The organism is Streptomyces sp. NPDC006326 (genome assembly GCF_040612915.1).
In the GTDB taxonomy this organism is placed as follows: domain Bacteria; phylum Actinomycetota; class Actinomycetes; order Streptomycetales; family Streptomycetaceae; genus Streptomyces.
On the sequence record NZ_JBEXRC010000045.1, the window covers coordinates 19,110 to 39,658 of the forward strand.

The window sequence follows — 20,549 nt, forward strand, 5'->3', positions numbered from 1 at the left end:
GGCCCGTCCCTGCACCGTCAGGCCAGCTCCTCGGCCCGGTGGGCCAGCCACAGGTCGTGGCGCGCGCTGGGTGACCGCAGCAGCGACCGCTCCAGCAGCGCCTCCACGCGGGTCAGCCGCTTGCGCGCGCCGGGCACCGAGATGCCGAGGGCCGCGGCGGTCGGGGCCAGCCGGGCGTCGTGCCGCAGCCATACCCGTACGGTCTCCCGCGCACCCGGCGGCGCACCGGCCCCGGCGAGCGGCGCCAGATGGGCCCGGGCCCAGCCGGCCAGGTCGGGATGGCGCAGGACGGCGTCCACTCCGCCGGGGCCCCCGCCGCCCGGGCCGGCACCGACGGGGCCCCCGCCACCCGGGCCCGCACCGCGCGGGTCGCCACCGCCCGGATGGCCTTCACCGCCCGGGGTGAGGCGCACCGCGAGGGACAGCGCCGCCTGGTCGCCGAGCCGCGCGAGGTCGAGGCCGAGTACGGCCTCCACCAGGCGCAGGCGGGTGGCCAGGGTGTTGCGGTGGATCTTCAGGAGCCGGACGGCGTACGAACCGAAGCCCAGCCAGGCGTGCGCGGTGGCGCGCAGTTCCTGCGCACCCGGGTCCTGGGGGCGGCGGGGCTCGTAGGCGTGCAGGGGCGCGAGCAGGGACCGCGCCCAGCCGGCGGCGGCCTCGTGCGCGGCGAGTTCCAGCTCGGGGCCCGGACCGAAGCGGGCGTGCCGTTCGGTGCGGCCGCGCGCCACGGCCAGGGCGTGGAAGGCCTGGGTGTAGGCGGACGGCGCCTCCCGCAGGCCCAGTTCCGCGCTGACCCCGACCGTGCAGCCGCGGGCCGCCTCCACCAGCGCCCCGGCCAGGGGGTCGTGGCCGGCCGAGGTCGCCGCGAGGCCGCTCGGGACGAGGACGATGAGGTGGCGTACGTACACCGGGCAGCGCACGATCCAGGCGCGGCCGCCCGTCAGCTCCTCGCAGATCCGGGTGACCGCGGCCCGCTCCCCCGGCCTGCACTCGACGACGTACATCCGCATCGGCTCGGGCAGCGAGGGGGACAGCGCCTCGGCGATCTGCCGCGCGGTGGAGAGCCGGCCGTTCATCAGCAGGTGCAGGACGGCCTCGCGGGCCCGGGTCTCGGCGATCCCGGCCCGCTCCTCGCGCCGCTCGGCCTCCTCGGCGCGCAGGACGAGCGCGAGCGGCACGGCGGCGTCCGCGAGCAGCACGGAGGCTTCCGGGGGGTGGGGCAGGTCCAGTACGGCGGCCAGGGCGCGCCGCTCGTCCAGCGCGAACAGCAGGGCCGCCCGGCCCTCGCCGTGCAGGACGGCCGACCGGACGCCGCGGCCGGTCAGTTCGACGACGCCCCGGACGGCGAGTTCCGGACCGGCGGGTGCGGCGGCGTCCACCACACCGGTCCAGCCGCCGAGGCGGGCGGCGAGCCAGTGCACGAGCGCCGCCGAGCCGCCGGAGCGGGCGAGCCGGTGCACCGTGAGGACGTCCTCGGGCCGGGCCGTCGACCGGTCCGTGCTGTGCGGGCGGGTGGGTCGGGTGGGAGGGTGCGGAATGTGATGGTCCCTTCGTCCGTGGCGCCGCCGCATTCAACCACCCCCGCTCACTGTGCGCTGTGATACCCGTCTCGCGCGGTCACTGGGCAGGCCGGATCCTGCGAACCGGCCATCGGGCGCATAGGTTTGGCCATGAGCGGTCGGGCCCCGGGTCGACGGGGGAGTCGCCGGGGCCCCTCCTCGCTCGCGTCCCGTCGGCCCGCGTCACATCCGGGCGGCGGCGCTGCGGATGGCCTCCCGGATGCGGAAGTAGGTGCCGCAGCGGCAGATGTTGGCGATGGAGTCGATGTCCTCGTCCGTGGGCGTATGGGTCCGCTTGAGCAGGGCGACGGCCGCCATGATCTGTCCGGGCTGGCAGAAACCGCATTGGGAGACGTCCTGTTCGAGCCAGGCCTCCTGTACGGGGTGCAGGTCGTCGCCGTCGGCCAGCCCCTCGATGGTGGTGACGCTGCGGCCGGCGCAGGCCGAGACGGGCACGACGCACGGGCGGACGTCCGCACCGTCGAGATGGCTGGTACAGGCCTTGCAGACGTCGACGCCGCAGCCGTACTTGGGGCCGCGGATCCCCAGGATGTCGCGGAGCACCCACAGCAGGGGCAGATCGTCGGGCGCGTCCACGGTGACGCTCTGCCCGTTGACGGTGAAGGTGTGCGAGGGCACTGCGTACTCCTGGATCCGGGCTATCGCGGGTAGGGGGTGAAGTCGACGTCGAAGTCGAGCGGGAAGCTGCGCGGCTTGTTCCCGGTGGCCCGGGCCCAGGCGTTGGCGATCGCGCCGACCGCGGCCGGTACGCCGAGCTCGCCCGCACCGCCCGGCTCCTCACCGGTGGCGGGCAGCACGAAGAGGCGTACGTCGCGCGGGGTGTCGCGCTGGCGGGCCCAGTGGAACTGGCTGTAACTGCCCTCCAGGGGCAGCCCCTTGTCCAGGTGCAGGCCGGCCTTCAGGGTGGTGGAGATCGCGTCGGTGAGACCGCCGATCATCTGCGCCTCCAGGCCGCGCGGGTTGACCGGCAGGCCGACGTCGACCGCGATGACCGCCTTGGTGACCCGGACGTGGTCCGGGTCACGGGTGTCGATCTCGACGAGACAGGCGGTACGGGACTTGTACTCCTCGTGGAAGGCGATGCCCTGGGCGCAGCCCGCGGGCATGGGCCGCCCCCACTCCCCCTCGGTCGCCGCCTTGTCCAGCACGGCGCGCTGGGCGTCGGTCTTCAGGAAGGTGCGCCGGAAGCGGTAGGGGTCCCGGCCGGTGCGTGCTGCGAGTTCGTCGACGATGATCTCCTCCGCGCCCCGGGTGTTGGCGGAGTACACCGAGCGCCAGGAGCCGGTCGGGATGCCGGTGGGCACCTCGGTGAGCGCCTGGGTGGTCAGTCCGAAGTGGTACGGGGACTTCACGGTGGTCAGGAAGAGGGTCTGGGCGAGCGTCGCGTTGCCGATGCCGAGCGGGAGGCTCGCAGCGGTGGCGGTGATGATCTCGCCGAGCCCGTGCCGGAAGTCGGTCTCGGCCGCGGCCACCCGGTGCTCGAAGGTCAGCACCTCGCCGAGTGCGTGGGTGGCGCGGATCTTGTGGTGGGTGGCGGGGCGCATCCGGCCGTGCCGGGTGTCGTCGACGCGGGTCCACATCAGCCGGACGGGCCGACGGCAGGCCCGGGAGACGCGGGCGGCCTCCAGGGCGGCGTCGAAGAAGAGCCGGCGCCCGAAGGAACCGCCGGCCTGGACCACGTGGACGGTGACCTTGTCGAGCGGCAGGCCGAGGTCGGCGGCTATGGTCTCGCGGGCCGCGATCGGGGACTTGAGCCCGGACCAGATCTCGGCGCGGTCCTCCCGTACGTCGGCCACGGCGGAGTTGGTCTCCATCGGTGCGTGGCTGACGAAGGCGAAGTCGAACTCGGCGTCCACGTAAGGGGTGAGCAGCGGGGGGACCAGGAGGGGCGGGGTGGCGGCGCGCAGCTTCGTGCGGATCTGCGCGTCCGAGAGCTGGTCGGCGGGGCCGGGGCCCCAGCTGACCTGGAGTGCGGCCTTGGCGTCGAGGGCCTGGCCGAAGGTCTCGGCGACGACGGCGACGCCGGTGGGGATGGTGACGACGTGCAGGACGCCGGGCATGGCCCGGACGGCGGCGAGATTGGCCACGCCCTGGACGGGGGCGCCGAAGGAGGGCGGGCGGCGCACCACGCAGGGCTTGGCGCCGGGCACGTCGAGGTCGAGGGTGTACTGCTGGGCCCCGGTGACCATGGCGCGGGCGTCGATCCGGCCGGTGGGCCTGCCGACGAGCGTGTGCTGCGCCGCCTTCTTGGGCACCGCGCCGGGCACCACGAGGGCCGGGTCGGCCGCGGCGGCGGAGAGGCTGCCGTAGGAGGCGGTGCGGCCGTCGGGGGCCCGTACGGCGCCGTTCGCCGTGGTGAGGGAGGAGGCGGGCAGGTTCCAACGGCGGGCCGCGGCGGCGACGAGGCGGGCCCGGGCGGTGGCGGCGGTCTGGCGGACGGGCCGGTAGAGCGAGCGGATGGAGTTGGAGCTGCCGGTGAGCTGGTTGAACAGCAGCTCGGGCCGGGCGTCGTCGAGTTCCACGCGAACGGCGGCCAGCGGCGCGTCGAGCTCCTCCGCGACGAGCATGGCCACGGCGGTGGTCAGGCCCTGGCCCACCTCCTCGCGCGGCAGCCGGAAGCGGACGGTGCCGTCCGCCTCCACGGCGAGCGCGAGCAGGGCGGAGGTGGGCGCGCCGGCCAGGATGAACAGGTCGCCCAGATCGACCAGGTCCGCCGGTGCGGGCAGGCTCGGGACCACGGCGTGGGCGCTCTGCGGGGCGAGCAGATCGGCGCCGGCCCGGGTGAGGAGGGCGAGCGTGGGCGCGGCGACGAGGTGGGTGAGGAAGGTGCGGCGGCTCTGCCCGGTCATGTCTCGTGTCCCCACCCTGCGTGCGCCCGCCCCGCAGGCCCCGGCTCGTTACCGGCACGTAGCGTAGCGACCGGTGGGGGCGGGCGGAAGCCGTCGGACGCCTGCCGGGCAGGCCGGGCGTCAGCCGCGCCGTCACGGGTTCCTTCGTTCGGGGGGTACTCCGGCGGGGGACGGTGTTCGGGGGGCGGGGCGCGGCCTGGCTCCGTTCTTCGGCCGTTCGCTCGATCCGCCTCCTGCGGGGCAGCGCATTTCCGGCCATGGGCGGACCATGGAAGAGACACCCGTCCGCGCGGAGACCGGAAGAAGGAGGTGTGCGGCGGTGACGAAGTACATGGATGTCCACCACGGCATGAAGGGCATCACCGAGGCCCAGCTGCTGGCCGCCCACAACGCGGACCTGGCCATAGAAGGGGACGAGAAGGTGCACTTCGAAAAGGCCTGGGCCGACCCGGAGTCGGGGACGGTCTACTGCCTGTCCGAGGCACCCTCGGCCGACGCGGTCATGCGCATCCACGAGCGCACCGGGCACCCGGCCAGCGAGATCCACGCCGTGCCGATCACGGTCTAGCGGCCCGGGAGGGCGACCGGAAACATTCGCACAGGTGAGGGAGGACCGGGAGGCCCTTGGCATATGTCTGGAGCAAGGACGTTACGGATGTTGCCAAACGCCTTACAGGCCGTGGCGGGCTGTGCAACAGTCGTAACCGGTCCTTCTTTCAGACTTGGCCGTGCCGCGCCTGTATCGGAGTTCTCATGCCGTCCCACCTGTTCGCGGACCGTCCCGCGCAGCCGCCCGAGCCCGGGTCGGTGGACGCACTGATCTCGCAGACCCGGCGGCTGCGCGGCGAGGTGGACGCGGTGCGCCGCGACACCGTCGTCGACGACGACGACGCCCAGGGCCGCTGGCAGCGCGCACTGTGCGACCTCGCCGTCCACCACCTGGACGACCTCGGTGCCCACCTCGGCCAGCTCAAGGAGGGCCTGCCGCCCGCACCCGACGAGCAGGTCGAGCTCCTGCGCGAGCCGCCCGCCGAAACGGGCGGCGAGGGCCACGAGACCCGCGTGGGCAGCGCCGAGTGGAACCTGCTGACCGACGAGGTCACCTGGTCCGACGAGCTGTTCCAGATCTTCGGCCGGTCCCCCGAGGCGGGCCCGCTTCCCCTCGACGAGCTCGGCTCCACCCTCTTCTCCGAGGACCAGCCGTTATTGACCGCGATGGTGACGGCCTGTCTGGTCGACGGCAAGCCCATAGACGGCGAGTTCCGCATCGTCCGGGCCGACGGCCGGGTCCGGACCCTGCACATGCGCGGAGAACCGGTACTCGACTCCGACGGGTGCACGGCCTCCATGTGGGCCGTGCTGCGCGACGTCAGCGAACTGCGCCGCAGCCAGCGCGCCGTCCGCGAAACCCGTGACTCGCTCCAGCGCCGGCGGGAGATCGCCCAGACCGAGCGCCGGCTCGCGGTCGAGCTGCAGGAAGCCGTGCTCCCCCCGTGGCGCGGCTCCCTGCGGTTCCCGCACCACACCGCGGGCTCGCTCGACGTCGCGGCCCACTACCTCCCCTCCGCGACCAGCGCCCTGATCGGCGGCGACTGGTACGACGCCCTCGAACTCCCCGACGGGCGCTCGCTGTTGACCGTCGGCGATCTGACCGGCCACGGCGTGACCGCCACCTCCGGGATGGCGATGATGCTCGGCGCCCTGCGGGGCATGGCCATGGCCGGCATCGAACCGGGCCCGCTGATGGGCTGGCTCAACCAGCTCCTCGAAACCTCGGTCCAGCCGGCCCTCGGCTCGGCCGTCTGCTGCCGCTACGACCCCACCCGCCGCGTCCTGTCCTGGGCGCAGGCCGGCCACCCCGCGCCGCTGCTGTTCCGCGCCGGCTCCGGCCGGGCCCTGCAGCCGCCCGAGGGCGTCCTGCTGGGAGCGACCTCCGGAGCGGCGTACGGGCAGGCCGAAGAGCAGCTGGAGGCGGGCGACGTGGTCGTCCTGCACACGGACGGGCTGACCCCGCGCAGCATCGAGTTCAGCCGGGCGGACGGCACCGAGCGGCTCCTCGCCCTCGCGCCGCGGTTCGGGGCGGCGGGCTCGGCGCAGGACTGCGTACGGATGGTCGTCGAGGAGTTCGGCGAGAGCGAGCGCGAGGACGACGCCTGCGTCCTGGTGGCCCGGATCGGCGGCTGATCCGCCCTGGCGGCCCGGCCTGGCCCGCCACCCGCACCGCGATCCGCCTCACGAGGCCGCGCCGACCGGCGCGGCCTTACTCTTCTAGACGCTGCGCTGCGCCGGGCCGTTGGGAAGGGCCAGCTTGATCTCCGCGCGCAGGTCCTCGATGCGCGCGTACCCGGCGTACTGGCCGGTGAGCCGGTACATCTCGCGCAGTCGGTCCCACGTCCGGTGCGAGGAGGTCTCGTTCATCGACACCAGGGCGAGGCGGGCGTAGCGGTCGGCCTGCTCCGGGTCGTCGGCGAGGAAGCAGGCCGAGGCCATGGAGATGTAGTCGAAGATCTGCGAGCGCTGGTGGCCGCCGGAACGCAGCCGCAGCGCCTCCCTGGCGTGCCGCTGCGCGATCGGGGCGGCGGACGGGTCGTGGTCGGCGAGCGTACGGAAGGCCAGCGCCTGCATGCCGTGCAGGTCGGCCTCGTCGAAGTGCTGCATCCACGAGGGCGGCGGTACAGCGCCCTTGTCCGACACGAACAGCTCCTCGGCCTCGCCCAGGGTGCGGCGCATGGCCTGCCCCTTGCCCATCGCGGCCTGCGCCCAGGCCTCGATGGTGTGCAGCATGGCGCGGGTGCGGGGAAGCGTCTGCTCTCCCGAGCCGGACTGCGCCAGTTTCATCAGGTCCAGGGCCTCGTTCGGCTTGCCGAGGTGCACCATCTGGCGAGCGGCGCGGGACAGCGCCTCGCCGGCGCGCGGCCGGTCCCCGCCCTCGCGCGCCGCGTGCGCGGCGATCACGAAGTACTTCTGCGCGGTGGGTTCGAGGCCCACGTCGTGGGACATCCAGCCCGCCAGCACCGCCAGGTTGGCCGCCACCCCCCACAGCCGCCGCTGCAGGTGGTCGGGATGGCGGTACGCGAGCATCCCGCCGACCTCGTTGAGCTGGCCGACCACGGCCTTGCGCTGCAGTCCTCCGCCTCTGGAGGCGTCCCAGGCACGGAAGACCTCGACGGACCGCTCCAGGGCCTCGATCTCCTCGGAGCCGATGGGGGCGGCCTCGTAGCGGTCGTAGCTCGCCGGGTCGGCCTGGAAGGCCTCGCCGAAGCCTGGGTCCTGTGCGGTGCGGGGGTCGGTGTGCAGCCAGTCGTGCATGGCTTTGCTGAGGGCGGAGCCGGCAGTGAGCGCGACTCCCGCGCCCATCAGACCGCGACGGTTGAGCATGAGGTCCATTCCCGTGAATTCGGTGAGGACCGCGGCTGTGCGTTCGGGCGCCCAGGGCATTCCGTCGGGGTTCTCCTTCGCCCCGTCCGGCTGCCGTTTGGTGGTGCGCCGCTGCCGTACGAACCCGAGGTCCTCGATGGTCACGACACGACCGAGCCGCTCGGTGAACAGGGCTGCCAGCACGGTGGGAACCGGTTCGCGCGGGGTCTCCCCCATGTCGATCCAGCGCCGCACCCGCGAGGTGTCGGTGGCCAGCTGGTGGTGGCCCATGGCGGCCGCCTGCCGGTTGACCATCCTCGCCAGCTCGCCCTTCGACCAGCCGGCCAGGCCGAACAGGTCGCTCAGGCGGGTGTTTGGTCCTCTGCTCACGTCAAGCCCCCAGGTTCTCGGCTGACTTGACAGTAGCCCGCCGTCAGATGCCCAGCGACTATTCGCCAGGCTTCGCCAGGGCACGCAAGATGGTCCGCCACCCACGGCCGGGTGTCAGGTAGGAATGCGCCTCCCCGACCCGGTCACCGGCGGAACTCCCCAGGGTGAAGTACGGACGGGCGGGGCGGCGTTCGAACTCGTCGGCGCACGAAGGGATCCGTAACTCATGTACGCATCAACGTCCTCCGTGTCCGCCCCGGTCCGGCCGCACCGCACGCTCCAGGCAGGCGGCGGCCCCTACCTCGAACCCGGCCGCCCCGCGGCACCGGCGCAGGGCTCCGTACGGGCGCGGCGGATGCCGGGGACCGGCTCGCAGCCGCTCAGCGGGAGAATCGACCTGTCGGGGCCGCAAGGGGCGCAGCTGCGCACCGCGCTCGCCTCGGTGCAGCGGATCTGTCCGGAGTTCGCGCCGGTGCAGGTGTTGCGGCGCAGCGGCCGGTCGGTCCTCCTCGTGGGGACGACCGGGCGGACGACCGCCGTCGCGAAGGTTTTACTGGACCACTCGCCGGAGTGGCGCGAGCGGTACCGGCACGAAATAGCGACGTACCGGGCGTTCGTCCGGCACCGCCCGCCGGTCCGGGTGCCGCGGCTGATCGCCGCCGATCCCGAGAACTGCACGCTGGTGGTCGAGCGGATGGCGGGCCGGGTCGCGGCATTGCAGCGGCACCCCGTGGAGGCCCCGCCGCGGGCCGACGTACGGGCCGCCCTGGGAGCGGTGTGCCGGGTGAACCAGTGGCGTCCGCCGACCGATCTGTTCGGGGATCCGCTGAACTACCCGCAGCGGATCGCGCGGTACCACGAGCTGGGGCTGCTCACCGACCGGGACCTGGGTGATCTGCAGAGCCTGTTGCGCGGGCTGAAACTGGCGGGCGTGCAACGGCAGTTCAACCACGGCGACGCCCTGCTGTCGAACCTGCTGCTGTCCCCCGCCGGGCCGGTGCTGCTCGACTGGGAGCACGCGGGCTGGTACCTGCCGGGCTACGACCTCGCCACCCTGTGGACGGTGCTGGGCGACGCCCCGGCCGCGCGCAGCCAGATCAGCCGGCTGGCCCAGGCGGCCGGCCCGGCTGCCCGGGACGCCTTCCTGGTCAACCTGATGCTGGTGCTGACCAGGGAGATCCGGATGTCCGAGACGGCGGTCCAGCGCTCCATGCTGGCGGCCGCCCCGACCCAGCCGCTGCCGGCGGGCGCCCTGTCCTCCGGTGAGGAGCAGCGGCTGCTGCTGCGCCGCCTGCACGACGACTGCGGCATGGCCCGCAGGGCGGTACGGGCGGTGGTCGGGACCCGCTGATCCCGGCGGACCGCAGCTGCTCCTCCCGTACGGAAATCCCGTGGTGTACGCACGTGCTGTGCGTACCACGGGATTTCGTGCGTTCCGGGCCGTCTCGCCATGGCTGCGCATGCCTTGACATCACATGATCCCCCGAACACCTTTTCTGACCCGGCATCAGTTGCGCTGGAGCCGCCGCCCCTTCGTCCCCACCCCGCTGGAGCCTGCCCATGAGCGCGAGCCCTGCTTCCGCCCTGCCGCCCGCTGCCGCGCCGTCCGGTGCCGCGGCGTCCGCCTCCGAGCCGTGCGTCTCCGAGCCGTCCGCCGGCCCGCCGCCGCCCGTCCTGCCCTCCCGTCGGACGGTCCTCGCCGGGACGGGGGCCGGGGTGCTGGCGGCGACGGTCCTGCCCTCCGCCGCCGCGCGGGCCTCCGGCGCCGCCCCCCTCGGCGAGTACGACGTGGTCGTGGTCGGGTCGGGGGCGGCGGGGATGACCGCGGCGCTCACGGCAGCCGGGCGGGGGCTGAGCGTGCTGGTGGTCGAGAAGGCGCCGACCTTCGGCGGTTCGGCGGCGCGGTCGGGGGCCGGGATCTGGCTGCCGAACAACTCGGTGATCCTGAACGCGGGCGTGCCCGACACCCCGCAGAAGGCGGCGGCGTACCTCGCGGCGGTCGTCGGCCCCGACGTACCGGCCGACCGGCAGGCGGCGTTCCTCGCGAACGGGCCGCGGATGCTGGACTTCGTGATGGCAAGAAGTCCGCTGCGCTTCCGCTACATGGACGGGTACAGCGACTACTACCCGAACCTGCCGGGCGGGCTGGCGAACGGCCGGTCCATCGAGCCCGACCAGTTCGACGGCAACCTGCTGGGCGGTGAACTCGCCCGGCTGAACCCGGCGTACATGCCGGTCCCGGCCGGGATGGTGGTCTTCAGCCAGGACTACAAGTGGCTGAACCTGGCGGCGGTGAACGCCAAGGGGCTGGCGGTGTCCACGGAATGCCTGGCGCGCGGTACGAAGGCCGCGCTGTGCGGGCAGAAGCCGCTGACGATGGGGCAGGCACTGGCGGCCGGCCTGCGGGCCGGGTTGCTGCAGGCGGGCGTTCCCGTGTGGTTGAACAGCCCGCTGGTGGACCTGGTCCAGGAGGGCGGGGCGGTCACCGGGGTGGTGGTGGAGAAGGAGGGCGTACGGGGCGTCGTACGGGCCCGGCGCGGCGTGGTCATCGGCTCGGGCGGTTTCGAGCACAACGCGCAGATGCGGGCGCAGTACCAGCAGCAGCCCATCGGCACGCAGTGGTCGGTGGGCGCGAAGGAGAACACCGGGGACGGCATCCGGGCAGGGCAGCGGGCGGGGGCGGCTCTGGCCCTCATGGAGGACGCGTGGTGGGGCCCGTCGATCCCGCTGCCGGGCGAGCCGTACTTCTGCCTCGCCGAACGGACCCTGCCGGGCGGGCTGATCGTGAACGCGGCGGGGGCGCGGTTCGTGAACGAGGCGGCGCCGTACAGCGACGTGGTGCACGTGATGTACGAGAAGGACCGGGGTGCGGCCGGTTCGCACATCCCGGCCTGGCTGATCGTGGATCAGAACTACCGCAACAAGTACCTGTTCAAGGACGTCCTGCCCACCCTGGTCTTCCCGGACGCGTGGTACGAGGCCGGCGCGGCGAAGAAGGCGTGGACCTGGGACGCGCTGGCGGGCCAGATCGGCGTGCCGGCCGGGGCCCTGCGGGCGACGCTCAACCGTTTCAATGCGCAGGCGTGGGCGGGCACCGACCCCGATTTCCACCGGGGGGACACGGCGTACGACCACTACTACACCGACCCGGGGGTCCAGCCGAATTCGTGCCTGGCCCCGATCTGGGCTCCGCCGTTCCACGCCTTCAAGATCGTGCCGGGTGATCTGGGGACCAAGGGCGGCATCGTCACGGACGCGCGGGCGCGGGCGCTGCGGCCCGACGGCTCGGTGATCCGCGGTCTGTGGGCGGCGGGCAACGCGAGCGCGGCGGTGATGGGCCACAGCTATGCGGGGGCGGGTTCGACGATCGGCCCCGCGATGACGTTCGGCTATGTGGCGGCGAACGACATCGCGGACGTGTAGGCGGTGCGGGGGGGGGCGGGGCGCGGGCTGTGGGCCCGCTAGCCCTGCTGGAAGAGCTCGGCGGGGAGCGGCTTCAGGAGGGCGTACAGGTCATCGGTGATGGGCCGGTCCCAGCTGGCGATGGTGACCAGCACGTTGTCGCTGCGGTCGAACTGCACGCAGCTGATCCGGCCCTCGGACAGCTTGATCTTCCGGACGATGAGGAGGTTGTCGCCCTGCATCACGGGGCAGTCCTCGACGCCGGTGACCTCGACGTCCTCCTCGTTCTCCAGGGCGTCGAGGAGCTGGGCCACCTCGAAGGGGACCTGGCCCTCGGCGAGGTCCCGGGCCGGAGAGCCCTCGGGGAGGTTGCCGATGATCATTGCGGGGCCGCGTCCGCCGAAGAGGTCGTAGCGGAGGAAGACGCCCTGGCAGCTGCCGTCGGGAGCGGGGAGCAGCCCGGCCCCGAGATTGCCCGGCCAGTCCCCCGGGTCCATGGCCAGGACGTCGAAGTCCGGGCCGGCGGGTGTGGCGGCGCGGTTGCGGCGGAGGAAGGACATGCCGCCATGGTACGTGGCCGGGCGGGTTTTCCGGCCGCGGGGCCCCCGCCCCGGCGGGGCCCCGTCCGGGCCGCCCGGGGTGCCGCGCCGGCACCTCGGGCGGACCGCTCCTCTGACGGGCGGGACCGGCGGGACGTGGTGCTGGAGCCGGGTGGCGTCGCCGGTGACCCGCAGGGCCATGGCCGGGAAACCAACCGGCGCGGTGGACCCCGGCTCCAGCCGCACCGCGTCGCCGACGAGGACGACCGTCCGGGACCACGGACCGTCGACGAGCCGGAAGCGGCCCCGCTCGCCCCGTCCCGGCGGGGCCGGCGCCCCGGCGAGGGACTGGGCGTCCCAGCGGTGTCGGGCGGGCTCGATCGCCCGCATCCGCAGCCGGACCGGCACGTCCGGCCCGAGGGCTCCCGGAACAGTCCCGCCACCCCGCGCGCCCCCTCGGCGAACCAGTCCGCCGGCCCCTCCGGCGCGGGCCTTGAGCTCGGTGCCGGTCGGGCGGGGACCGAGGGGCCGAGGTCTTCGATGCCGGTCCCGCGCCTTCGGCGCAGCCGGACCGGTGGAACCTGCTCGACCAGGACTCCCCGCACCCGGATCACGGGCCGTGACGTCGGCGGAATCGGCAGCACGCGCTCTGCCGGACCGTGCCTCCCTCTGGAGCGTGGGGGCGGACTCGGCAGCCCCGGCCTGCGGATTCCGGCCGGGAGGCCGCGGCGCGCGCACTCGTCCGCCGCCTCGCCGCCCGCACGGGCGTGCCCACCGAACCCGCGGAGAGCAGCAGCGGAACCGGTGCGCCTCAGCCGGAGCGGAGGATCCGGAAGCGGTCGGGGTCCCTCGGATCGCGGTCGACGACCTGGACCGGCGGCCAGGTCCACTGCCACACGCTGATGCCCGGCGTGCGGGAGAACCGGATGCGCCCGCGGGTGCCTTCGACGGCGACGCCCGCCCAGGATGCGGCCGTGCCCGCCCGGTCCGGGCCGTGAGAGCGCAGCACCTCCGCGAGGACGGCGACCGTGTCGTAGCCCTCGAAGGCGACGAAGGAGGGCGCTTCGGCCAGCTGCTGGCGCAGGGCCGTCTCGACGCGGGCACCGAGTGGGGTGAGGCGCTCGGGGAGGTAGCGCAGGAAGGGGATCCCGGCGCCGTCGTCGCCCAGCAGCTCCGCCCATGCGGAGAACTCCGGTTGTCCGGCCGGAGCGCCGATCGTGAGCCCGGTCAGGCGCGGGTCGCGGCGGACGGCCTGGACGAGCGGTACCGCCGGGTCCGGGTGGCCGACCAGGAGCAGGAGGGCTGTCGCACGGTGGTCGACGAGTGCGTCGCACACGGCCGCGGGGGTGAGCGCGCGCGCATCGAGTGCCATGACGGTGCCGCCGCGCGGAGCGAGGCGGTTGCGCAGGATGCGGGTCCCGGACGCCCAGTAGACGCTCGGTTCGGCTGCCACGGCGATACGGGTGTGGCCCGCGCCGAGGAGGAAGTCGGCGTAGACCTGCCAGCCGCGGGACTGCGGCGGGGCGAGGCGGGCGACCCGTTCCGTCGGCCGTTCGGTGAGTACGTCGAGCACCGCGGACGAGCAGAGGAACGGCAGGCCGAGGGCGTCGGCCCGGGCGGCCGCGGCGCGGGCGACGACGCTGTGGTACTCCCCTGCCACGGCGGCCACGCCCAGGCGGGCCAGTTCGTCCACGGCCGCGGCGGCCCTCTGCGGATCGGCCGCGGTGTCCCGGACCACCAGCTCCAGTGGTCTTCCGGCGATCCCGCCGGTGTCGTTGACCTCGCGGACGGCCAAGTCGAGTCCGGCGAGCAGGTGCCGGCCCGCCTCGGCCCAGCCGGGCCGGGTGAGCGGAACGAGAGCACCGATCCGGACGGATGACCCGCCCGTCGGCGCCGCTGCGGCCTGCGATGGCGGCGTGTTCATGCGGTGGCGTCCCCCGTGTGGTGATTCGGTTGCAGTGTGCCCGGATCCCGCCGGGGCGGGGCGCCGTGCCCCGGCAGGGCGGCGGCCGCTTCGGCCGCGAGTCCGTCCGCGCCGCACTCCCGCGCCGCCGCCACCGCCCGGGTCAGCAGGTCCCGGTCGCGCAGCTCCGCCCCCAAGGCGGCGAGTGCGCGGGCCAGTTCGTATCCGGCGGGGGATGCGGACAGCTGGGCCACTGCCTCACGCAGCAGGGTCTCCCGGTCCGGCGGCTCCGCGACCTCCGCCGCCACCCCGAGGGCCTGCCCGATGGCGGAGGCCGCGCCGAAGGCCCGGGCCCGCCGGACGGCGTCGCCGGCCAGGGCCCGCGCGCGGTCCGGGGCGTCCGCGGCCACGGCGCGGGCCAGGTGCAGCTGCCAGGGGCACCAGGCCGGGTTCTGGATGCCGCGCGGGGTCAGCCGCCGGTCCACCTCCTCCAGCTCGACGGCGGCGGCCTTGCGCTCCCCGCGGGCCAGGAGCAGTTCGGCGTAGACGGTCTGGGAGTCGGGGAAGACCACGGCAGCCGGGAAGGGCTTTCCGTAGTCGTGCTCCCTGGCCAGCGCCCAGGCCTCCTCGACCCGGCCCCGCGCGAGCAGGGTCGTGATGAGGATCGCGATGGCGTACCAGTGGACGGGGGTGCGCCGGCCCACGCGTTCGGCGAGCCCCAGCCCTGCCCGGGCCAGTTCCTCCGCCTCCACGAGCCGCCCGCGCCGGTAGCGGATGTACGCGCGCAGGCTGTACGCGAAGGAGAGGTGCGCCCCGCGCCAGCCCTGCCGCTCGAACTCGGCGGTGCCCGCGTCGAACAGCTCCTCCGCCCGCCAGGGCCGGTCGGCGTACATGTGGACCATGGCGGCGAGCACGGGCACCTCGAAGCCACGGTCCTCGTGCGCCCAGCCGAACCCGCCGTCCAGGGCCCGGTCGGCGTGGTGCAGGACGACGTCCACGGGCTCTCCGCGCAGGCAGGCGTCCCAGGCGCGCAGGCCGATCACGTACCGCTCGGTGAGGTCGCGTCCGGTCAGCCGGTCGGCGAGCCGGGCCAGGCGCCGTGAGCGGGCCGGGGAGCCGGTCTCGGCGGCGTTGAAGGCGTCCCACATGAACTGTTCGGACTGCAGGCGCAGCCGGGCCCGTACGTCCGGGGTGTGGGGGATCTCCCGGGCGAGGGCTTGCGAGGCGTCGGCGAGGCGGTCGCTGTGGGCGAGGACCTGGGCGAGCCGGATGACGATGCCCTGGCGCAGCGCGGGGTCGTCGGAGGGTTCGGCGAGCGCGGCGCGCAGGTGGTTGACGGTGTTCGCGGGTTCGGTGAGCAGGGAGGCGCAGCCGAGTTCGTACAGGACGGCGGCCCGCTGGTCGAAGTCCGGGGGCTCGCGCAGGGCGCGGGCGAGCTGGCGGCGGGCGGCGTCCGGAGCGCCGGCCCGCAGGTTCTCGGCGGCGGCCTCGCGCAGGATGCGCACCACCCAGGGGTCGTTCTCCGGGTGGGTCTCCAGCAGGTGGCGGGCGGCGGCGGAGGGGCCGAGCCCGGCGTCGACGACGGCGACGGCGGCCTGCCCGTGGAGGGCGACCCGGAGCGCGTCCGGGATGGCCCGGTAGAGGGCGGTGGCGATCAGCGGGTGGACGAACTCCAGTCCCGCGTCGGGGTCTTCGGCCGGCCCGGACAGGATGCGGGCGCCGCGGAGCCGGCCGGTCGCGTCGGCGGCCTCCTCGGAGCCGAGCCCGGCGACGCGGGCGGCGAGCTCCTGGGGGATGGCGGTGCCGAGCACGGCGCAGGCCCAGGCGAAGCGCACCGTGGAGGGGCCGAGGCTGTGCAGGCGGGCGACGAGGCCGCTGCCCCGCTGGGCGGCGGCGAGGTCGCGCAGCAGTGGTGCGCTGGCCTCGACGGGGGCCAGGCCCTCGTCGCGGACCTTGGCGGTGAGTTCGACGGCCTCGAAGGGGTTGCCGGTGGTGACGGTCCAGGCCTCCCGGCAGAACGCGTCGTCGGCGTGGTCGCCGAGCGCTTCGCGGACCAGGGTGGAGACGGCGTCCGCCGTGAGCGGGGCCAGGGCGAACGGGCGCTGTCCGGCCCGGCCGGGCAGCCGGCGGAAGGAATCGGCGTGCGGGGGCAGTTCGTCGGGGCGGTACGCGACGGCGAGGAGCAGCGGGAGGTGCTCGGCGCGCGGGGCGAAGGCGGCGAGCCAGGAGAGGGATTCGGGGTCGGCCCAGTGCGCGTCGTCGAGGACGAGGACGACGGGGGCGCGCTGCACGGCGAGGTGGGTCAGCACCCAGTCGAGGCCGTCCCGCAGGCCCTGGGGATCGGGCGGGGCGCCCTGGTCGGGGGCGCAGAGGCCGAGGGCGGGGCCGATGATGGCGTACCAGCTGCCGAGGGCGGCGCGCAGTTCCTCCTCGGAGCGGCCGGCCAGCTGGGGCTGGATGAGCTGGCGGGCGACGTGGAAGGGCTGGCTCTGCTCCTGTTCGCCGCCGCGGGCGGCGAGGAGGGTGCAGGAGCGGGCGCGGGCGCGGCGGCGCACTTCGGCGAGGAGGGTGGTCTTGCCGAGGCCGGCCGGGCCGGAGAAGGCGAGCAGCGCACCGCCCCTGCCGGAGGCGGGGCCGGGGCCGGTTCCGGTGCCGGTGAGCTGGTCCAAGGCCTCGTCCACCGTGGCGAGCTCTGCCTCGCGTTCGAACATCGTGCGCCGTGTGCGGGTCCGGCGATCCGTCATGGCTGGTACCCCCCAGACCGGTTCGGGGATCAGCGTACGCCCGCGTGCGGGGGCGCGAGGCCGTCTGCCGGGAAAGATCGAGACCGGTTTTCCGCCCCCGGCCGGGCCCGGGGCGGCGCCACCGGAGCGGCGGCCGCGCCCGGTGGTACGCCGCCTGCGGCGCGGGGCTACGTCAGGTCGAATTCGCCGCCCCGCGCGTCCAGGACGAACCTGCGCCACTCATCCGGCGCGAAGATCAGCGAGGGGCTCTCGGGGCGCTCGCTGTTGCGCATCGCGATGAACCCCTCGACGAAGGCGATCTGGACGTCGCCCGCCCCCCGGCTGCTGGACTGCCAGTCCGCCCCGCTGAGATCGAGGTCCGGCTTGCCCCAGCCGGCCAGGGGCTGCGAAGTCATGCTCTCGGCCACGTGCGTGCTCCTCCCGGTACGTCGTCCGGGGGCCAGGTTAACCATCGCGGCGGGTGTCGCACAGACCACGGTGCGTCACGCGTGGCCGGTCGGGCACCCGCCCCCCGGGAGGCGCACGCGCCGCAACCGTCCTCAGGAGACGGGCGCTTGCGCCCCCACCAGCCACATCGCGAAGAACTGTGCGCCGCCCCCGTACGCGTGCCCCAGCGCCCGCCGGGCTCCGGGGACCTGGTGTTCGCCCGCCTGGCCGCGGACCTGGAGCGCCGCCTCCGCGAAGCGGATCATGCCGGAGGCGCCGATCGGGTTGGTGGACAGGACTCCGCCCGAGGGGTTCACCGGGAGGTCGCCGTCCAGCTCGGTGACCCCGGCCTCGGTGAGCTTCCAGCCCTCGCCCTCCTGGGCGAAGCCCAGGTTCTCCAGCCACATGGGCTCGTACCAGGAGAACGGCACGTACATCTCCACCGCGTCGATCTCCCGCCGCGGGTCGGTGACCCCGGCCTGCCGGTAGACGTCGGCGGCGCAGTCCTTGCCGGCCTGAGGCGAGACGAAGTCCTTGCCCGCGAACAGCGTGGGTTCGCTGCGCATGGCCCCGCCGTGCACCCAGGCCGGCGGCCGCGGCGAGCGGGCCGCGCCCGCCCGGTCGGTGAGCACCATGGCGCAGGCCCCGTCGGAGGAGGGGCAGGTCTCGGAGTACCGGATCGGGTCCCACAGCATCGGCGAGGCCTGGACCTTCTCCAGGGTGATGTCGTGCTCGTGCAGGTGGGCGTACGGGTTCTTCAGCGCGTTGCGGCGGTCCTTGTACGCGACCAGCGAGCCGACCGTGTCGGGTGCGCCGGTGCGCCGCATGTACGCCCGTACGTGCGGGGCGAAGAAGCCGCCCGCGCCGGCCAGCAGGGGCTGCTGGAAGGGGACGGGCAGCGACAGGCCCCACATGGCGTTGGATTCCGACTGCTTCTCGAAGGCGAGGGTGAGCACCGTGCGGTGGACGCGGGCCGCGACCAGGTTCGAGGCGACCAGTGCGGTGGAGCCGCCCACCGATCCGGCGGTGTGGACGCGCAGCATGGGCTTGCCGACCGCGCCGAGGGCGTCGGCCAGGTACAGCTCCGGCATCATCACGCCCTCGAAGAAGTCGGGGGCCTTGCCGATGACGACCGCGTCGATGTCCGCCCAGGTCAGCTCGGCGTCGGCGAGCGCGCGGGCGGCCGCCTCCCGGACCAGGCCGGCGATGGAGACGTCGTGGCGGGCGGCGACGTGCTTGGTCTGGCCGATGCCGACGACGGCCACCGGCTCCTTGCCCGACGTGCTCATACGGGGTCCCCTTCCAGGACGGCGACCAGGTTCTGCTGGAGGCAGGGGCCGGAGGTGGCGTGGGCGACGGCCCGGTCGGACGCGCCGCGGTGGATCCGGGCGGCGGCCTCGCCGATCCGGATCAGGCCGGCGGCCATGACCGGGTTGGCGGCCAGGGCCCCGCCGGAGGGGTTGACGGTGACGGCCTCGCCGAGTCCGAGCGCCTTGCGGAGCACGACCTCCTGGGAGGAGAAGGGGGCGTGCAGTTCGGCCGTGTCGACCGGGGCGTCGAAGACGCCCGCGTGTCCGGCGGCGATCCGGGTCGACGGGGAGTCGGTGAGGTCGCGCAGGCCCAGGCCGTGCGCTTCGATCCGGTGGTCGATCCCGGTGATCCAGGCGGGCCGCGCGCACAGCCGCCGCGCCGTGTCCCCCGCGGCGAGGACGACCGCGGCCGCGCCGTCGCCGACGGGCGGGCAGTCGCCGGTGCGCAGCGGCCGTACCTGGTAGTCGCCCTGCGGGACGGCGCCGCGGAGCTGGGCGTGCGGGTTCTGCGCGGCGGCGGCCCGGCTGCGGGCCCCGATGGCGGCGAGGGCGTCCTCGTCGCTCTCCCCCGCGTCGATCAGCGCCTGCGCCTGGAGGGCGGCGAGGGCGACGGCGTCGGGCCACAGCGGCGCCAGGTAGTACGGGTCGAGCTGGCGGGTCAGGACGTCGCGCACGGATCCGGGTGAGGTCTTCCCGTACGCGTACACGAGCGCGGTGTCGGCCTCGCCGGTCTGGATCTTGACCCAGGCCTCGTACAGGGCCCAGGCGCCGTCCATCTCGACGTGCGATTCGGAGATCGGCGGCCAGGCGCCCACCCCGTCCAGGGTCATGGTGAAGGAGAACGCCCGGCCGGCGAGGTAGTCGCTGGAGCCGGAGCAGGTGAAGCCGATCTCTCCGGCCTTCAGGCCGGTCTGCTCCAGCACCTGGTGCAGGACCGGCATCACCATCTCGACTTCGCTGAGCTCGTCGGTGCGCCGCAGGTGGTCGCTCTGCGCGAAGGCGACGACGGCGACCTCGCGGGCGTATCGGGCCGTCGGTCGGGGCATCAGATGAGCTCCTTGTACGCGTCGTAGTCGGCGTCCGGCTCGCCGGTGGGGCGGTAGTGGTCGGGGTAGCGGCCGCCCTCGGTCCACACGGGTTCCACGCGCAGGCCCATGCGGACCTGGTCGTAGGGGATGCCGCCGATCCGGCCGTGCAGGGCGAGGCCGGCGCCGTCGAGGGCGATGTGGGCGTAGACGTAGGGGACTTCGATGTCGAGGTTCTTGGCCTTGATGTTGACGATGCAGAAGGTGGTGACGGTGCCGGCGGGTCCCACCTCGACGCGGTCGGTGGTGGCGACCCCGCAGGTGGGGCAGGCGCCGCGCGGCGGCACGTACACCTTGTGGCAGGAGGGGCAGCGCTCGCCGACGGTCTTCTGCTCGGCGAGGGCGTTGATGTAGGCGGTCTGGGCGCGGCCGGGGCTGTACGTGTAGTCGAGACGCGCCGGTGCGGTGATCCCGGTGACGGCGTTGGCGAAGTCGCCGTCGTGCGGGGCGGGTTCGTGCTCGGCGGGGCCTTCGTACGGTTCGAAGCAGGCGATGTCGGTGATCGCCCCGGCGCGCTCCTCGGCCCAGCGCACCCGTACCCGCATGCCGGTGCGCACGGCTTCGGGGCCGGGTGCGTCGAGGGCGTGCAGGATCGCGGTGTCGGCGCCGTCCAGGCGGACGAGGGCCCAGGCGAAGGGGGTGTCCAGGGGCTGGTGGGGGCGGGGCCGGCCGTTCCACGCCCAGGTGGTGACGGTGCCGGTGGGGGCCACCTCGACGAGCTCGCGGATCTCCTCGGCGGTACGGGGGTCGTATTCGACGGGCGGGACCATCACGGTGCCGTCGGTGGTACGCACGCCGAGTACGACGCGCTCGCGCAGCCCGGTCAGGAAGGCGCTCTGCACGGGCCCGAGGGACCGGGTGAAGGGAAACTCGACGACGAGTGGCGCGCGCAGCACCTCGGGCGGGGACGCGGCTGCTGTCATGAGGGCTCTCCGATTCTCCGGGCGGACTCCGGGGTGGTGCT

General features: G+C 74.4%; 15 protein-coding genes. 4 read left to right on the forward strand and 11 right to left on the reverse strand.

Annotation, left to right across the window (positions count from 1 at the left end):
• Nucleotides 1-17: 17 nt before the first annotated feature.
• The 3 genes from ABZ128_RS28300 to ABZ128_RS28310 form a co-directional block, all read right to left on the reverse strand.
• Nucleotides 18-1,460, reverse strand: coding sequence for a helix-turn-helix domain-containing protein (locus tag ABZ128_RS28300; protein ID WP_356851825.1), 1,443 nt, complete (start codon nt 1,458-1,460; stop codon nt 18-20).
• A gap of 282 nt (nt 1,461-1,742) precedes the next feature.
• On the reverse strand, nt 1,743-2,198 hold the full coding sequence (locus ABZ128_RS28305) for a (2Fe-2S)-binding protein (RefSeq protein ID WP_356851827.1): 456 nt from the start codon (nt 2,196-2,198) through the stop codon (nt 1,743-1,745).
• Nucleotides 2,199-2,218: 20 nt separating this feature from the next.
• A complete protein-coding gene (locus ABZ128_RS28310) occupies nt 2,219-4,429 on the reverse strand; it encodes a molybdopterin cofactor-binding domain-containing protein (protein ID WP_356851829.1) in 2,211 nt (736 codons plus the stop codon).
• A 319-nt stretch (nt 4,430-4,748) separates the two neighbouring features.
• Between ABZ128_RS28310 and ABZ128_RS28315 the strand changes: the two genes are divergently transcribed.
• Together ABZ128_RS28315 and ABZ128_RS28320 are read left to right on the forward strand one after the other, a co-directional pair.
• Complete coding sequence (locus ABZ128_RS28315; RefSeq protein WP_356851830.1) at nt 4,749-4,997, forward strand: SCO4226 family nickel-binding protein; 249 nt, start codon at nt 4,749-4,751, stop codon at nt 4,995-4,997.
• A gap of 185 nt (nt 4,998-5,182) precedes the next feature.
• Entirely contained in the window at nt 5,183-6,613 is a 1,431-nt protein-coding gene (locus tag ABZ128_RS28320; protein ID WP_356851831.1) for a SpoIIE family protein phosphatase, read from the forward strand.
• 84 nt (nt 6,614-6,697) lie between these two features.
• On the opposite strand, the gene ABZ128_RS28325 is transcribed toward ABZ128_RS28320, so the two are convergent.
• Entirely contained in the window at nt 6,698-8,176 is a 1,479-nt protein-coding gene (locus tag ABZ128_RS28325; RefSeq protein ID WP_356851833.1) for a hypothetical protein, read from the reverse strand.
• Between the two features lie 226 nt (nt 8,177-8,402).
• On the opposite strand from ABZ128_RS28325, the gene ABZ128_RS28330 reads away from it, so the two are divergent.
• Together ABZ128_RS28330 and kstD are read left to right on the forward strand one after the other, a co-directional pair.
• Nucleotides 8,403-9,527, forward strand: a complete 1,125-nt coding sequence (locus tag ABZ128_RS28330; protein ID WP_356851834.1) for an aminoglycoside phosphotransferase family protein — start codon at nt 8,403-8,405, stop codon at nt 9,525-9,527.
• Nucleotides 9,528-9,736: 209 nt separating this feature from the next.
• Nucleotides 9,737-11,599: a 3-oxosteroid 1-dehydrogenase gene (kstD, locus tag ABZ128_RS28335; protein WP_356851835.1), complete on the forward strand. Its 1,863-nt coding sequence runs from the start codon at nt 9,737-9,739 to the stop codon at nt 11,597-11,599.
• A 38-nt stretch (nt 11,600-11,637) separates the two neighbouring features.
• On the opposite strand, the gene ABZ128_RS28340 is transcribed toward kstD, so the two are convergent.
• From ABZ128_RS28340 to ABZ128_RS28370, 7 genes are all read right to left on the reverse strand, one after another.
• Nucleotides 11,638-12,138, reverse strand: coding sequence for a hypothetical protein (locus ABZ128_RS28340; protein WP_356851877.1), 501 nt, complete (start codon nt 12,136-12,138; stop codon nt 11,638-11,640).
• Between the two features lie 790 nt (nt 12,139-12,928).
• Nucleotides 12,929-14,041: an ABC transporter substrate-binding protein gene (locus ABZ128_RS28345; protein ID WP_356851837.1), complete on the reverse strand. Its 1,113-nt coding sequence runs from the start codon at nt 14,039-14,041 to the stop codon at nt 12,929-12,931.
• The gene (locus ABZ128_RS28350) at nt 14,038-16,731 is read right to left on the reverse strand and encodes an AAA family ATPase (RefSeq protein WP_356851838.1); all 2,694 of its coding nucleotides are present in this window, start codon (nt 16,729-16,731) and stop codon (nt 14,038-14,040) included. The genes ABZ128_RS28345 and ABZ128_RS28350 overlap by 4 nt, the downstream gene beginning before the upstream one ends.
• Nucleotides 16,732-16,931: 200 nt before the next feature.
• A complete protein-coding gene (locus ABZ128_RS28355) occupies nt 16,932-17,171 on the reverse strand; it encodes a DUF397 domain-containing protein (RefSeq protein ID WP_356851840.1) in 240 nt (79 codons plus the stop codon).
• Nucleotides 17,172-17,303: 132 nt separating this feature from the next.
• The gene (locus ABZ128_RS28360) at nt 17,304-18,479 is read right to left on the reverse strand and encodes a thiolase domain-containing protein (RefSeq protein WP_356851841.1); all 1,176 of its coding nucleotides are present in this window, start codon (nt 18,477-18,479) and stop codon (nt 17,304-17,306) included.
• The gene (locus tag ABZ128_RS28365) at nt 18,476-19,546 is read right to left on the reverse strand and encodes a thiolase domain-containing protein (RefSeq protein ID WP_356851842.1); all 1,071 of its coding nucleotides are present in this window, start codon (nt 19,544-19,546) and stop codon (nt 18,476-18,478) included. The genes ABZ128_RS28360 and ABZ128_RS28365 overlap by 4 nt, the downstream gene beginning before the upstream one ends.
• Complete coding sequence (locus ABZ128_RS28370) at nt 19,546-20,508, reverse strand: OB-fold domain-containing protein (protein ID WP_356851844.1); 963 nt, start codon at nt 20,506-20,508, stop codon at nt 19,546-19,548. The genes ABZ128_RS28365 and ABZ128_RS28370 overlap by 1 nt, the downstream gene beginning before the upstream one ends.
• Nucleotides 20,509-20,549: the final 41 nt, after the last annotated feature.